Origin of the sequence: Brakhagea slesvicensis, from assembly GCF_052161625.1 — a bacterium.
In the GTDB taxonomy this organism is placed as follows: Bacteria; Planctomycetota; Planctomycetia; order Pirellulales; family Pirellulaceae; genus JBKCUI01.
The window spans coordinates 521577-536778 of the sequence record NZ_CP197412.1 but is presented as its reverse complement, the minus strand read 5'-3'; the positions used below and the strand labels follow the sequence as shown (position 1 = coordinate 536778).

General features: G+C 51.7%; 9 protein-coding genes. 5 read left to right on the top strand and 4 right to left on the bottom strand.

From position 1 onward, the window contains the following. Positions 1–97: 97 nt before the first annotated feature. Positions 98–2680, top strand: coding sequence for a hypothetical protein (locus tag SH467x_RS01965; RefSeq protein WP_482369640.1), 2583 nt, complete (start codon positions 98–100; stop codon positions 2678–2680). 241 nt (positions 2681–2921) lie between these two features. On the opposite strand, the gene SH467x_RS01960 is transcribed toward SH467x_RS01965, so the two are convergent. Further along, the gene (locus tag SH467x_RS01960) at positions 2922–4466 is read right to left on the bottom strand and encodes an IS1380 family transposase (RefSeq protein WP_482369639.1); all 1545 of its coding nucleotides are present in this window, start codon (positions 4464–4466) and stop codon (positions 2922–2924) included. A 245-nt stretch (positions 4467–4711) separates the two neighbouring features. Next, a complete protein-coding gene (locus tag SH467x_RS01955) occupies positions 4712–5416 on the bottom strand; it encodes a DNA alkylation repair protein (protein ID WP_482369638.1) in 705 nt (234 codons plus the stop codon). Between the two features lie 443 nt (positions 5417–5859). On the opposite strand from SH467x_RS01955, the gene SH467x_RS01950 reads away from it, so the two are divergent. After that, positions 5860–6780 carry an SDR family oxidoreductase gene (locus SH467x_RS01950; protein WP_482369637.1) on the top strand — a complete coding sequence of 307 codons (921 nt, stop codon included), beginning with the start codon at positions 5860–5862 and terminating at the stop codon, positions 6778–6780. 122 nt (positions 6781–6902) lie between these two features. On the opposite strand, the gene SH467x_RS01945 is transcribed toward SH467x_RS01950, so the two are convergent. Then, complete coding sequence (locus SH467x_RS01945; RefSeq protein ID WP_482369636.1) at positions 6903–7175, bottom strand: hypothetical protein; 273 nt, start codon at positions 7173–7175, stop codon at positions 6903–6905. A 387-nt stretch (positions 7176–7562) separates the two neighbouring features. Here SH467x_RS01945 and SH467x_RS01940 point away from each other — a divergent pair, with 387 nt between their 5' ends. Then, the gene (locus tag SH467x_RS01940) at positions 7563–12503 is read left to right on the top strand and encodes a chemotaxis protein CheB (protein WP_482369635.1); all 4941 of its coding nucleotides are present in this window, start codon (positions 7563–7565) and stop codon (positions 12501–12503) included. 1 nt (position 12504) lies between these two features. On the opposite strand, the gene SH467x_RS01935 is transcribed toward SH467x_RS01940, so the two are convergent. Continuing rightward, entirely contained in the window at positions 12505–13107 is a 603-nt protein-coding gene (locus tag SH467x_RS01935; RefSeq protein ID WP_482369634.1) for a chemotaxis protein CheB, read from the bottom strand. Positions 13108–13330: 223 nt separating this feature from the next. Between SH467x_RS01935 and SH467x_RS01930 the strand changes: the two genes are divergently transcribed. Together SH467x_RS01930 and SH467x_RS01925 are read left to right on the top strand one after the other, a co-directional pair. Further along, positions 13331–13747, top strand: coding sequence for a DUF1398 domain-containing protein (locus SH467x_RS01930; RefSeq protein WP_482369633.1), 417 nt, complete (start codon positions 13331–13333; stop codon positions 13745–13747). Between the two features lie 215 nt (positions 13748–13962). Then, entirely contained in the window at positions 13963–15018 is a 1056-nt protein-coding gene (locus SH467x_RS01925) for an ADP-ribosylglycohydrolase family protein (protein WP_482369632.1), read from the top strand. Positions 15019–15202 lie beyond the last annotated feature (184 nt).

Here is a 15202-nt window from a genome sequence, read left to right as displayed (position 1 = left end):
TCCGAGTCGCCCCCGATAGAAGTCAGAGTGGATTTGGGTAAAATCGATTGGAAGAGGAATGCTTGAGGCTTGAACGCCTTCGAAAAGGGAATCTCCAATGTCACGCAATTTACAAATGACCACACTCGCATTTTTCGCCGTCACTCAAATGCTCGCTTGTTTTGGACTTGCGCAGGCACCATTGAGGGAGCCGGACCGAAAGCTTGTCGACTGGTTTGATGAACTACCGTTTCCACGGTTTGATGGCTTGAAGCTTGTTCGTGTCGCTACCGGGGCTTGGAGTCATGTCGGTAATGAGCCGCCAACCCAAGACCACATGTTGGCGTTGTTGTTGGAGGAACGTGGGGAATCATTCACCATTCTAACCCTTGATCTAGAGACGCAACATTTCTCCAAATCAATTGCAAATACGCCCTCACACCAGCAAGTTGTATTTGAGCTGAGAGACCTTCGGGCCGAAGTTACGGATCAACTAAAGCAGCTCGAAGATCCAGAAAAACAGAACATGCACATGTTGGGTGACAGGGATTCCGGACGGGTAAAGCTGTTTACATTAGCTCGTACATGTTTGGCGCAGAATTGCGTAGCCGAGGCTCAATTATTGCTCGACGCAGCAGCGAAACTTCCTAGCAAGTTTGACTCATTCGATAAGGCACTTCGAGAAGACTTAGCATACTTAATGACATGGCGAGCCCTCCTGGAATTTGGTGAACTTAAGACCAGTAGGACAGATTTGCTTGTGAGTTTTCAAAAAATACTGCAACACTTCCCCGATAGCAGGCAAACCGATCGCGTTAGACAAACAGTGTCCATTCTTGAAACGATGGTTGCGGAAGATCGGACACATTTGCCCAGTAAGCAACTGACTGCCATGACGGACAAGGAACTAATCGCGGAACTTGTTTTTCAACTTCGCGACCAAAATGGAAGGCAGTGGAGTCAGCCGGGTTGGTGTGATGTTTTTGACGACCCTAGGGGGGAGGAAAGTCCGGCTGCTCAACTGCGAAGCATTGGTTTTGCCGCTGTTCCTGAATTGATAAATGCAATCGACGACAATCGGTTTACTCGAAGCGTCGAATTCCATCGAGACTTCTATTTTTCACATCGCGTGCTATCGGTGGGCGAATGTGCCGAAGCCATCATCGCGCAGATAGCTCAAAGGAGGTTTAGAGATCAGCAAAAATCTGACGTGAAGCGGAATATAGAGTTTTGGTGGAACGAAATCAAAGATAAGGGAGAAAGGCAGGTATTGATTGAAGCTGCTTCACTTGGAAACCAAAACTCCATTTACCAGTCTAAACGGCTTATAGAAAAGTATCCTGCCGACGCATTCGCTGCGATTCGGCAAGGAATCCTGAAATGTGAACAAGCTTGGATCGGCACAAAGCTAGTCGAATTGGTCTCTTCATTGGAGGACGATTCCGTCCAAGATTTGTTGCTGGAGCAAATGAACAAGGCCCCAGGAGTTTCGACACGAGTTGCTGCTGCGAACGGATTGCTTAGTCGGAAGCACCCAGATCCGATTCCTTCAATGATTCAGGAATGGCGTCGTTCTGCTTCAGCGGGTAACACAAGTGGAGAGGAAGGCGTTGTGGCACGTTTTCTCGCGAATTGCGGAAGCTCGGACGCCATATCGGCATTATCGACTGGATTTCCATCGCGTTCTGTCGATCTAAGATTTGATGTCGTTTCGGAATTTAATCCTGCCAAATACCACGACGGCGACAGTCGAGAGCAACGCCATCATCAGGACCCAGCTGTAGAATCCGCCATTGAAGAGTTTCTGATTGGTTGTCTTGAAGATACAGAACCGCAGTTGGGGTCGTCCGGCGGATTTTATGGCCACTCCTATACTACCAACCCGCGGATTTGCGATATGTCTGCCTACGTGTTATCCGTCCGATTTGATGAGAAGTATAGGTTTGATGCTCTCACCCCTCTGCATGAGCGTGACCGACAAGTACAGGCCATTCAAAATTCATGGCGACGACACCAGAATTTGCCAGCTTTGCCAACTCCTGAACGTGTCATTGTCGCACAACTGTCAAAGGAACAAACCCAACCTCAGTTAGCTAGAATTGCGAATGCGAAGACATGGGTGGAGTGCCAACAACCCATGACTGAATTACAACGGTTGGGATTGCCAGCCCTGAGTTCGATAGGCGATGTACTGAGAACTCTCGCCCCCGATCATCCAGCGTCAGAAGAGCTTCGAAAACTTGCTTCTCAAATGGCGAACGAAGTCACCGAGATTGAATTTGAGAACAAATCGACTCCACCCGACAAGACTGTGAGAGAGCATTTGGAAAGTCACAAGGGAAAACTGCTTGATGCCGACAACTTCTTTGCGCTTCTCACCAATCTAATACGAGACCTGCCGCATGGTGCGAGAGGTGCCACCCTAAGCGCGTATCGCTACAGCGACAATACTGGCGTGCGTCTGATGCTCAGACTCCACCATGGCAAAGTACCAATCGACCGATCGGAAGTTGCGTGGAGTACACATGAGTCGGTCGATATAGGTGTAAAGTCTATATACAATTCCTCCGGCAGCTCCGTTTATGATTTTGCTATCGACGTAGGCTCCCATGACGATTTTAAAAAGGTCTTAGAAGGGGCCCTTGCCTCTCCACCTTCCGAATCCGTACTAATTCGGGCCGCAATACAAGGGAGTGAATGAATGGTAGCTCCCGTCTTTTCCACAACCTAGCTAGTCCTCAAACAAGCGAACGCTTGTTCGTCTTAGCTTGATTTTCGCTGCGCAGCGGTCACCGAGCCAGCAATGCTGGTCGCTTTTTTTCAATTGCTTGCTCTCCATCGTTTTATTTTATCTGGGTTAGGCGTTTCGGTTACGGTTCGCTTCGGACTTACGATGCCCCAAGCTCTTCTTGCTAGCTCGTTTCCGTGCTAGCGATTCGATGCTACAGATTGAGTACAGCACACAATCGGAAGAATGCGGATGTGTAGTCCGTCCAGTTCAGGAGCCGATGAATCGTTTTCCTGGCATGTCGTAGAATTTGACATGGCACATGAATGAACACGGACAGAAACGTTTTAAATTCCATTGTCAGGAGCCGTTTCTTTTCTGCTTGATGTTCTTGCTCTTGCCCAGTCACCACGGGGGTCAGTAGTGCAGACCAGGATTTTAGGTTCCATGCAATACTCGTTATCACCATATACGCCCAGTTGCTTTCCAAATTGTCTACTGGAGCACACAACGATCGAACTCCACCGGAGAGTTGTGCGATCAAATTTTCTTGGTCGCATCGGTCATTGCAGCCAAAAACAATATCCTCGCTCGATACCGAGGGCATGTCGTTGCTGATGTAAAAGAAGTAGCGGATCTCGTCGATGAGCCGAACATCGCCCTGCTCTTTGGAGACGTTCTTCCGAACAACCACCATTCGATACGTTTTCTCGCAGGCGTTGGGTTGGTATTCGAACTCGGCCACTTCCTCATGTAGTAACTCCAGATGGACGTAATTGCGTTCCCGAATGATTTGGCGTTTGACATTGGTGGGTTTGGTACGAGTTTCATTGGTCTTGTTTTTTGGCAAGGCGCGGGTGAGTTTCTTCCACGCCGACGCGTCCAAGTTGTCTGCGATTTCCTTCAGATTCGCTCGCGCCTCATAACCGAACTGGAAGCGTACTCCCAGGGCGTCCCATCCGTCGAGATACTCCGTCTGCGAGAACTTGCAGTCCCCTCGCATTCGAATGCGCCGGAAGCCTCCAGCGATACAAGTGCAGATCGCCTTATCTAAGTAGGCTGCCGCGTTGTGAGCGCTGTGGACCGAACCGCTGCGATTCACAATCGCAAGTACTTCTTTGGTGTTGGCTAAGCTGACCAGCAAAGGGTGGTATCCCCAGCTCCCCTTGTACGAGATATCCATTCCTTCTTTGCAGTCGGCTGTAGTTGCCACGATAACGCCATCGACATCGATAAGTGCTTGGTCAAAGAACGCATCATCCTGTTGCCTCCATACGTTGATCCTGGCTTCGTTAATAGCTTGCATCAGGGAGTCGATGTCGGATTGATGGAATCGACGGCAAAAATCGCCCGCCGTGGTTGGATCAGGAATCGAATCGGCACCGATCGCATCGAGGAATGTCGAATCGTTTCGAAGACGCTCCAAATGCTCTAGCCTCGATCCATTGCATAGAACATTCATAACCATCGCGAGGACGTGGTCGGATTCATGATAAGGAGCATGTGACTTTAAGAGTTGGACACGATGATTGATGGCATCGGTCAATCCGACATGCCCGGCGAGCTTGAGCATAGCGGAGACACCAGCGTAGCTGATGGCATGGGTACGATCTGCAAGTTCGTATTTGACAGAATTGGAAGCGAGAACGGGATTCGGATTCGAGATACCACGAGAGAATCGATTCTCCCTTGCTACTGCGAGCCTTTTCAGGATTTGCTTCTTGCGTGCACCGATACGTTTTGCGAAACTTAACTTCACCTGAAACCCTCCGTGTGTGTGGCTTAATCGATTTGTTGTTACTTCGTTAAACCGCAAAAACACCGGAAGGTTTCAGGTTTTTTTACGAAAATCTCAAACGAACTCAACCAAGCTTCGCTTGATCGAGGGCTAGTATTCCATTTTGACTATTTCCAATGCGAGCGCCTGATTCTCTCGTGGCAGTGTCACCAGGGACTTTTCAATTGCTTCGCGGAGTCAACAGCGCGATGCGGGGGGAATTCAAGTCAGCACATCGCTGTTTTCCTCTTCTTACCGATCCCGCCTCGGGCCTTCACTTTCTCTATGTAATCGGGTGGAAACGGTACATTGCAATCGGTGTCTCCCATGTCGACTTTCAATTTACCGATCCGATGACCAGCTTCGATTGCAGCGTTGGTGAGCGAACAGATGTAGCTCCCAACCGAGATCAGAAAGGAGTTCATTTGGTATCGTACCGCGTCTTTGGAGGTGACGATTCTGTCTTCAACGTCGGCCATCAGGCGTTGATATTCATCGAGATCAAGTTCTTCGTCGGGGAGAATGCTCGCAGCGGCCGATAGTGTGGCCCAACCGGCGATGTTCTGAATCTCCTTGTCGGATTTGATCCAGGCCAGTGCAAGACTCCTCCCGGTCGGATTGGATGCTGCGATCGGTCCGACAACATAGCTGGCAATGGGCTTCGACGCATTTTTGACCCAGCGGGCCAGATCGCTTTTCGTCATCTGTTCGGCGTCCGCGATCAATCCAGCAAGATACATGGCATCGTAAATTCCGGTGTCGTAAAGCGCTAGCGAAAGCGAATAGTCCCTTTTTAGTTGCTTTTGCAGTGGCTTCAAATCGCCGATCTTGACGCCCAGGCAAGGATCGTGAGCGCCATGATTGCGAAGGACTCTTGCCGTTCCTTCATTGCCCAGTTTCTTGAGATGCGCGACGATTTCTTCTGCGGTCATGCGAATTCCCTACTCTAGATCGTCAACGGAGGCTGGCCAGAAGCGCGGCGACTTTCAGCCATTTGCTTTCGATGGTTCACTTCATGCGTGGCTCTCTCCAGCAACTTGTGTCTCAGCGCTCCACGGAGTGTTTATTGCAAGGCCAGTATGCCAGTATGCCAGTATGCCAGTGCGACTGTTCGCTGTCTAGATTCTCCAAGCTCCAGCAGGCGCGGACTCGAAAGAAAGTTGGAACCGCAGCATCCAGGAAGGAGCTTGACCTGCCAAGGCTGGTGGTTGAAGTATCACGGAGGAGGATGGGATCGTCCAACAATTCTCGCCGAGAGCGAACACACCGAGAATTGTTGTCAAAGGTCCAGCTTTTGCGTTCTACGCCACCAAATTCGTCACGCTCGACCCTATCGGTTTTGGGACGAGTCGGATCCTATGTTCGTGGAGCCTGTATGATGCTTACTTCAGACAAACTAAGTCAGACCGATCATGAGGTCAATCTTGTCGATCCTAGGACTGCGTATGCAGTCCCACCGTTCAAGAAACAGAAAGCGATCGAGATGCCCGGTCTCAATCGCGAGATGAATCCTGCGCCCGATCACGGTGAAGATAGCTATCGTGGACACAACAGGCTTCGCGGGCTGAATGCATTGGTGACCGGTGGAGACAGTGGAATCGGTCGGGCAATCGCGATCTGTTACGCTCGTGAGGGGGCGAACGTCGCAATCAACTATCTATCTGAGAGTGAAGATGCGAACTCGACGATCGAATGGGTCAACGATGCCGGGGTAAAGGGAATAGCCATTGAGGGAGACTTGCGAGAAGAGTCGTTCTGTGAACAGATCATCAACGATACCATTTCGAAATTGGGTAGCGTGGATATTTTGGTCAACAACGCAGCGTTTCAGGATACGGCGGAATCGCTGGAGGAGTTTTCCACTGAGGTTTTTGATCGTGTTTTTAAAACGAATGTTTATGCACCCTTCTGGCTATCGCGTGCAGCGCTCCAGCACATCCAACCTGGCGGAAGCATCATCAATACGGTTTCCATTCAAGGCTATAATCCGTCGCATATGCTACTTCCTTATGCCACATCGAAGTCCGCGTTGATTGGGATGACCAAGGCGTTGGCGAAGTTTGCCATGGAGCGAGGCGTTCGAGTCAATGCCGTCGCGCCAGGACCCGTTTGGACACCTTTCATTCCCTCGACGATGCCGGAAGAAAAATTTCAATCGTTCGGTGCGGATACGCTTTTTGGTCGACCTGCCCAGCCGATTGAACTGGCTCCGTTATTTGTGTGGTTAGCAAGTCCGCAAGCGAGTTACGTGACCGCCGAAGTCTTCGGATGCACCGGTGGAAAGACACCGGTTTAACGCGTGAAAGGGCGCTGAGCTTGCGATTCGCTGTCGGCATTCGAGGCTCGAATTGGACACCGCCGCAGCACGCATTCGACAGCGCAGCGCTAAGTGGGCAAAGAGTATCCACTAAGGAATATCTACTGTAGAACGAAGTGAAATCGATTGCCGGTTTGTATCTCGTAGCGCAAGAATTTATATCCCGCAGCCACAGGAAGTAGTCCACACTCGTCCATCTGCTGCTCGGTTCGAGAATTTGTCGCGGCAAGACCGAGGCCCGGCATGGTGCTTAGCGACCCAATCGAATGATTTACCCAGGAGTCGCGGGGAGGAGCAGGATGATTGTCCCCATTCTCCAAGCAGAGATGGGTGGGTAGGTGAGCGATCAGCGACCACTTGCGTAACTCGACCATCGGGACCGATCTTCGTGGTGATTGGAAGCTCGGAATGCTCCGAAGGGCAACGGGAGAAGATTGCGAATCCCGCACTAGGGACCTTCCTCGCGGTTCCATTCCTTCTGTCCCCTGCGCGCGATCAAAGGGGAGTAAAGAACAGGTTGGGGTCTACAAATAGGGGCGAACCTATTCATGCGACTTTTCAATTGGGAGAGTGCAGTGCTACAATGGGCCAACCGAAAGCCCATGATAACCTTTCGTTCGCGGTAGCCACAGTCCTAATCTGGGGGCGAGTTTGCCAGGCAGTTCAAGCAAACAGACCGTAGTCGCAGTCGATTAGCACGGCCGGATCGGCTGTTCCGGCCAGTGCGAAGTTCGAGATTACGACAGGCCAAGATGTTCGGAATGAATGAAGCTCCACGTAGTAAGTTGGCGACTGAATTTATTGAATCGCAAGTCGCCGATCCGAGCGACCGGGAGTCGATTGAAGTCGATTCGATGGCGAGCGCTCTGCCCCCAGAAAAGTCCATCATCGTCGGTGTGGGGGCATCTGCGGGTGGTCTCGATGCCCTGGAGCGGATGTTTTCCGTCATGCCGGTTGATACGGGGATGGCCTTTGTCATAGTGCAACATCTCTCACCAGACTTCAAAAGCCACATGGACAAATTGTTGTCCAGGGTGACAAGCATCCCGGTCAAAGTGGTTACCGACGGCGAGATCATTCAGGCGAACACGATCTATCTCCTTCCGACGAAGAAAGAGATGGTGGTAAGCAATGGGAAGCTCTTGCTGACCGAACGCGCGTCCGAAAAGGTTTTGACACACCCGATCGACCAGTTCCTTCGATCGTTGGCGCAAGATGCGGGCAGTCGGTCTGCAGCGGTCATTTTGAGCGGGACCGGCAGCGATGGTTCGCGCGGCGTCGTGGAGATCGACCAACAGGGTGGATTGACCATTGCGCAAGATCCGAGAACTTGCAGTTTTGATGCGATGCCGACGAACGCGTGTGATACGGGGCGAGTTCGACTGGTACTTGCTCCGGAAGAGATCGGTGCTGCCTTGAAAGGCTTTCACGAGCACGGACTTCCTGTAACGCGCAGCGACCAATTGCACGAGGCTACTGAAATCGAATCGGAAGGATTGGCACGCGTTTTCCAATTGCTGCAACGTGCGCACAAGATTGATTTTTCCTTGTACAAGTCCGGTACGGTGGGGAGGCGCGTGCAGCGACGCATTGAACATACCAATCGCAAAAATCTAGAAGAGTATGTCGAGCTACTGCAGGAGGACAGCAACGAACTGGATGAGCTGTACAAGGATTTGCTGATTGGCGTGACCAAGTTCTTTCGGGATCGCGAGGCTTTTCAGTTGGTCAACCAATCGATCATTCCTGAATTGATCGAAAACTCCAAGAACGGTGTCATTCGAATTTGGGTTTGCGCATGCGCTACGGGTGAGGAAGCTTATTCGCTGGCCATCCTGTTGTCCGAAGCGATTGAACAATCTGGGAAGAGCATTGAGTTCAAGATCTTTGCCACGGATGCCCACAAGCGATCACTACAATTTGCGGCAACGGCCATCTATCCCAAGTCATCGCTGGATCAAGTCTCGGCAGAGCTTCGGGACAAGTATTTTGTCGCGAGAGACGATGGATACATGGTGACGTCGGATCTACGGCGAACGATCGTTTTCGCTCCGCACAATGTGCTGACCGATCCTCCGTTCACGCAGATGAACATGGTGAGCTGTCGCAATATGCTGATTTATCTTCAGCCTCCGGCTCAACGAAAGACGCTCTCGTTGTTCCATTTCGCATTGAAGTTGGGCGGCATTCTTTTCTTGGGACCGAGCGAATCGCCGGGCGACATCAGCGACGAGTTCGAGCCGATTGATCCGCACTGGAAAATCTATCGGAAGCGTCGCGATATTCGATTGCCGGTGGACCTTCGTATGCCACTGAATTCCAGTGGACTGATTCTGCCTCAGGCAAATCGAGGTATGAGTCGTGAGGCAACTCGACCCGACGCACGAGATCTTATGCCTCCGCTCTATGACGAACTTCTGCGGCGATTCATGCCGCCGAGCGTTGTCGTGGATGATCGCTTTGAAATCTTGCATGTCTTTTCCGGCGCCGAGAGTTTTTTGCGCATCGTAGCTGGGCGTCCTTCGACCAATCTGCTGGATCAAATTCACCCATCGATGAAGCCGACGTTGGCCGGTGCTCTGCGACATGCTCAGCGCGATAACACTTCCGTGCGTTACCAGGGGATAGAGCATCCGACGTCGGATGTACCATGCTATGTGCAAATGGTGGTGACACCGATGACCATCCAAGCCACTAAATCCTCTTGTTTGCTCGTGCAATTCGAAAGCGAACAGAAGCCTTCCAGCGGAGTTGGAGATGTTGAGATCCCGGTGCAGGATGTTTCGGTCAGCGACATGAACCAAAGTCGCATTGAGTCGCTGGAACGAGATTTAGACTACAGCCGCCAAAACTTGCAGGCCACTATTGAAGAGCTGGAGACATCTAACGAAGAGTTGCAGGCCACGAACGAAGAGATGGTTGCAGCCAACGAGGAACTGCAGAGCACCAACGAAGAGCTGCACAGCGTCAATGAAGAGCTTTACACGGTCAATGCAGAACATCAGCGCCGATTAACAGAGTTAGATCAGGCGAACGCTGACATGAATAATTTGCTAGCCAGCACACGAGTGGGCGTCGTGTTCCTGGATAGCGATTTTTACATTCGTCGCTACACGCCAGCGGTTGGACGGATGTTTTACATGGAGCCACATGATATTGGGCGTAGTTTTGGAAGTTTCCTGGAACGCATCGGTGACAAGCAATTTATGACGCGGTTGGAGGAGGTAAAGTCCAAGCGTGCCGAGCGGGAATGGGATATCAAAGTGGATGGCGACGCGTATCTCGTTCGCGCCTTGCCGTATTGGACACAGAGCGGAATTCTCGGAGTGGTGGTGGCGTTCATCAATGTGCAGCCATTAGCTAAAGCGACAGCTGATTTGGCTCGCTTTAAATACATGTGCGATGCTTCCTATGATGCTCAGATACTTACCGATAGCGAGGGGCGAATTGCGTATTGCAACTCGTCGCTTGCTGAGAATCTCGGTTATTCCACTCAAGACATCGAGGGAATGCCTGCAGCTCGATTCGATCGGGAGTTTGAGTTGACAAAGTACCAGACGCACTTTGAAGCTGCCCAGAAAGAGGGGGGGCAGATTTTTGAGTCTCGCCACATACGCAAGGATGGGTCTAGTTATCCCGTCGAAGTTTCGCTGACGTACGTCGTATTAAACGGCGAGTCCTATCTTTACTGTCAAGCCAGGGATATCACGTCCCGTTTGGAGGCTGAATCTCATCGACGCTTGCTGGAAAGTGCCATCGATCGCGTTGAGAATGGGATTGTTATCACGGACGTCACGTTGCCCGATAATCCAATTTCGTTTGTTAATCCGGGCTTTAGCCGGATGACGGGGTACACGTTCAACGAGGCGAAGGGACGCAATTGTCGGTTCCTCCAAGGGGCAGATACGAGTGCGGAATCGGTTCAAAAGATTCGAGAGGCCATGCGGGAGGGGAAGACAGCCAAAGCGAGGTTGTTGAACTATCGCAAAGACGGTCGAAGATTTTGGAATGAGCTCAATATTTCGCCCGTGGAAGACACACGCGGCAGAATCACCCATTTCGTGGGCGTCCAAAACGACGTGACCGAACAGATTGAGTTTCAAACTGCCGTCGAGACAAGTGAACAGACGATTCGGGCATTGTTGGATTCGACGGCCGAAGGCATTTACGGTGTCGATCTATTGGGCAATTGCACGTTTTGCAATCCAGCTGCAGCGGAGTTGCTTGGTTACGCGTCTCCCGAAGAGCTGATCGGGGAGAACATGCATGCTCTGATTCATCATACCAAAGTAGATGGATCTGCCTACCCAATCGAGGAGTGTCCGATCTACAGTTGTCTTCACGACGAAGGGCGGACGTCCCAATTTAGCGAGGTCTTTTGGCGGAAAGATGGTAGCTCGATCCCGGTTCAATACTGGAGCCATGTAATTCGGATCAACGAAAAGACATTGGGCGCGGTGGTAACCTTTATCGATATCAGCGACCGATTGTCCGTTGAGAAGGAACTTCGAGAAGCACGCGATTTGGCAAACTCAGCAAGTTTGGCGAAGAGCCAATTCTTGGCGAATATGAGTCACGAACTGCGCACACCATTGGCTGCAATTCTGGGATTTACAGAGATTCTTCGCCAGGAATTCGATAATCAGGATGCGTTGGAAAAGCTGGAAGCCATTGGGCGAAACGGTCACTATCTTCTGCGACTTTTGAACGACGTTTTAGACTTGTCACGCATCGAAGCTGGCAAGATGAAGATTGAATGTTGTGTCGTCGAATTGACAGCCGCTCTGGCAGAAGTCGATCGTTTGATGCAAATACGAACCCGGGAATACAAGAATGAATTGCGTTTTGTTTTCCAAGGCAAATTGCCCAGAACCATACAAACCGATGGCGCTCGTCTGCGACAGATTCTGATCAACTTGATCGCCAATGCGTTGAAATTTGCTCCCGAGGGCAAGGTAGAAGTTCGTGTGTCGATGGTCGACGATAAGACCATTCGATTCGAGGTGAAGGATAACGGAATTGGTATTTCGGAGGAACAGCAGCAGCAGCTCTTCCAACCCTTCTCCCAAGCGTCTGACCAAATCTACCATCGCTATGGCGGAACCGGACTCGGCTTGAGCATCACCCAGCGCCTGCTCGATGCGATGGGGGGGCAAATTGCGGTCGACAGCCAGCTTGGAGTGGGGAGCACGTTTACGTTTACCTTGCCCGTCGGGCAAGCCGGCGAGTACACGGATTTGCATTCTGATTCGTTGACGTTTGAACAGGAAGTGGCGAGTGAATCGGCGGAGGTTTCAACAGAGATCAAGTTAGATGCGAGGATTTTGATCGCCGATGATATGCGAGACGTCCGCTACATTGCCGAGCATGTTCTTAAGCGTGCCGGTTGTTCGATCACCGCTGCAGAGAATGGACAACAGGCTGTCGAGTTCATCGAGAAAGCCAAAGCCGAAGGACGTCCCTTTGAGTTGGTGTTGATGGATGTCCAAATGCCCGTCATGTCGGGCGAGGAAGCCGTTTTAGAGATTCGACGACGCGGATTTGAAACTCCGGTCATCGCCCTTACGGCTGATGCGATGAAAGGCACCAAGGAGCGTCTACTAAGGCTCGGCTTCAACAACTATCTCAGCAAGCCTGTCAATTTCGCCCAGCTCACGGCGATTGTGGCTTACGAGCTAAAGAGTCGTGACAACAAGGCGTAATTCAGACACAGTTACGGCCTAGTGAAATCTCCATAATATAGCTCGCTATTTCTTGTGCCGTGCCCACAAAATCGACATCGACCCGCGATAGCGCGTTGGACGGCATGGAGGGAAATTCCGCATCCGTTGGGGATTGCACGACACAGTATCCGCCAGCGTCATGAATCGCCTTGAGGCCCTCGACTCCGTCCGACAACATACCGGACAAGATGACTCCGACCGCATCCTTGCCTGCACTTTTCGCTACCGACTCGAATAGGTCGTCGATGCGGTGCAGGCGTGCATAATTCGATGAATCTCGCTCGATACTAAATTCCGCGTTATCGACTTCGACTCGCTCATTGGCTTTGCCCACATAGATCGTCGTGCATTCCAATTGTTCTTCATCTTCGGGTTCATCGACACGTATTCGAGCCCGTTTCGTGAGGATGTCTGCGAGAACATTCGGAGCGCGAGGATCTCGGTGCGTTGCCACTACCAATGTTCCTGCGAACCAAGTTGGCAGGGATTCAACGATCGTCACAATCTCCTTGAGGCCACCTGCCGAAGCGCCAATCGCAACCAAAAGCCGGTCGTTGAAGTGTGGAATGTCGTCCATAGTCATGGCTTACTCGCGATCGCATCGAGCTCGATGGAATGGTTTACGGTCTGAACTCGACATTCTAACGAAAACGGATTGAACGGCACCCCTGAGGCTGGTTTTCGCGGTCAACTCCGAGCGGACGAACGTCGCATCCTAGTGAGCACACTGGAGGGCATCGTTCGCAAGAATGGTTGGAAAGATTCACCGATTGAATGAGACATGGTTTCGATTGAAAGGACTACCTATGGATTGCCAACTGAATGAGATCCTCCAAGAATGTGCCGTCGGTTCTTTGAATGGAGTGCTGACATTCCCCGAGATTGTGGGGAAGCTCGCAGCGATGGGTGTCGAACGGTACCACGCTGACTATGTTCGCCGAGAAACGACGTATTATCTGTCGGACAGCGAGTCGTATGTGGTCAGCACTCCACATCCTTGGTACCCGATCGCGAAGACTTTCTCGGGGGCAGATGTGGAATCTGCGGTACGCCAAAGCCAGAGAAATGAACACACCTATCTGGAATTTCTTCGGAAGACATCGGAGGCAGGATGCGTCGGGTACTTCGTGCAAATCACCGGGCGTCGCGTCGTTTACTTCGGCCGCGAAGGTGATTGTCATGTCGAAACCTTCCCGACCGCCCCAATCGACGCCACGCTTTAGGACGCCACGCTTTAGGACGCCATGTATCGGAACAGCATGTATCGGGACAGCATGGAGTGGTCATTCACAGCCAACGGGGGTTACGAGGAATTGGAGTGCCGCGGGTACGGTGGGGAACCGGGGAGGATCTTCTGCGGTGCACGGCGAGTTCGAAAAAAGGATAGAATTCCCACGGGTGCAGTGAGAGTCTTGAAGCGAGGTAGGCCAATTTCGTCATGGCGAGCGAGAAAGCAATCGTTGGGTGTATCCTAGGCACCGCAGTGGGGGATGCCCTGGGCTTGCCCTATGAAGGGATGTCGCCGAGTCGTGCTTCGAAGCTGTTAGCGCCCGCTATCCGTTATCGATTCCTGCTTGGCCGAGGAATGATTTCGGACGATACCGAGCATACATGCATGGTGTCACAATCTCTCATCGAATCCGGTGACCATGTGGAAGCTTTTTCGAGGCGATTTGCTTCCCGACTGCGCTGGTGGATCTTGGCATTGCCCGCGGGCGTTGGGAAAGCGACGGCGCACAGTTGCATCAAGTTGTGGTTGGGAATCCGCCCATCTAGATCAGGGGTCTATTCGGCTGGTAACGGCCCGGCCATGCGTGCTCCCATACTGGGTGCGACGATGGACGATGTCTCGCAACTGCTTGAATTTGTTCGAGCGTCCTCGCTGATAACGCATTCGGATCCCAAAGCGGAATATGGAGCTATCGCGGTGGCGCTCGCTGCACGCGAATCGGCGCGATATGAAAACATCCAAGCGGAACGATGGCTTGAACTGGTTTCCCAGTCGTTGCCTCGCGAAGCAACCGAATGGGTGGAGATCCTTCGATCCACCATCCGATCTGTGGCTCAGAACGAATCGACTCTATCCTTCGCGCATGGACTCGGTTTGGGACGCGGAGTTTCTGGTTACACCTATCACACCGTACCGATTGCCATCCATTGTTGGCTCTCGTTTCCAAACGACTTTCACAAGGCGGTGAGCGAGGCCATCGCCTGTGGTGGCGATGCGGACACAACTGCCGCAATTGTTGGTGGAATTGTGGGAGCACGCGTTGGAAAGGAAGGAATTCCAGCTGAATGGATCATGGGCATTTGGGAATGCCCTCGAAGTGTTCACTGGATGGAGGCGCTCGGAACAAATCTTGCCCAGTCGTGGCCAGTTCCACAGCCCGGTCGTGCACCCCGAGTCAATCCTGGGATGATCTTCATGCGAAATCTGCTATTCCTAGCGATCGTCCTCTGCCATGGTTTCCGACGTCTCGCCCCTCCTTATTAATAGGGTCGCAATGAGTAAGGTAGAAAGACGTTGGGACAGAGTAGAATCTCGATCCCTGGGAACTGCACGACTTTTGAGCTCGGAGTCAAGTTCATCTCCGATTGGAAAGTACCACCGTTGTCATGACGAGAAGTTAGCACATGACAGTTTTGCGTTTCTTACCGATTGATGTCATGGGGGCTTC

Excerpts from the sequence above, each read along its gene's own strand:
- SH467x_RS01930 (WP_482369633.1), top strand. The coding sequence starts at position 13,331 with ATGGATTGCCAACTGAATGAGATCCTCCAAGAATGTGCCGTCGGTTCT.
- SH467x_RS01945 (WP_482369636.1), bottom strand. The coding sequence starts at position 7,175 with ATGGTCGAGTTACGCAAGTGGTCGCTGATCGCTCACCTACCCACCCAT.
- SH467x_RS01955 (WP_482369638.1), bottom strand. The coding sequence starts at position 5,416 with ATGACCGCAGAAGAAATCGTCGCGCATCTCAAGAAACTGGGCAATGAA.
- SH467x_RS01940 (WP_482369635.1), top strand. The coding sequence starts at position 7,563 with ATGAATGAAGCTCCACGTAGTAAGTTGGCGACTGAATTTATTGAATCG.
- SH467x_RS01950 (WP_482369637.1), top strand. The coding sequence starts at position 5,860 with ATGATGCTTACTTCAGACAAACTAAGTCAGACCGATCATGAGGTCAAT.
- SH467x_RS01935 (WP_482369634.1), bottom strand. The coding sequence starts at position 13,107 with ATGACTATGGACGACATTCCACACTTCAACGACCGGCTTTTGGTTGCG.
- SH467x_RS01965 (WP_482369640.1), top strand. The coding sequence starts at position 98 with ATGTCACGCAATTTACAAATGACCACACTCGCATTTTTCGCCGTCACT.
- SH467x_RS01925 (WP_482369632.1), top strand. The coding sequence starts at position 13,963 with ATGGCGAGCGAGAAAGCAATCGTTGGGTGTATCCTAGGCACCGCAGTG.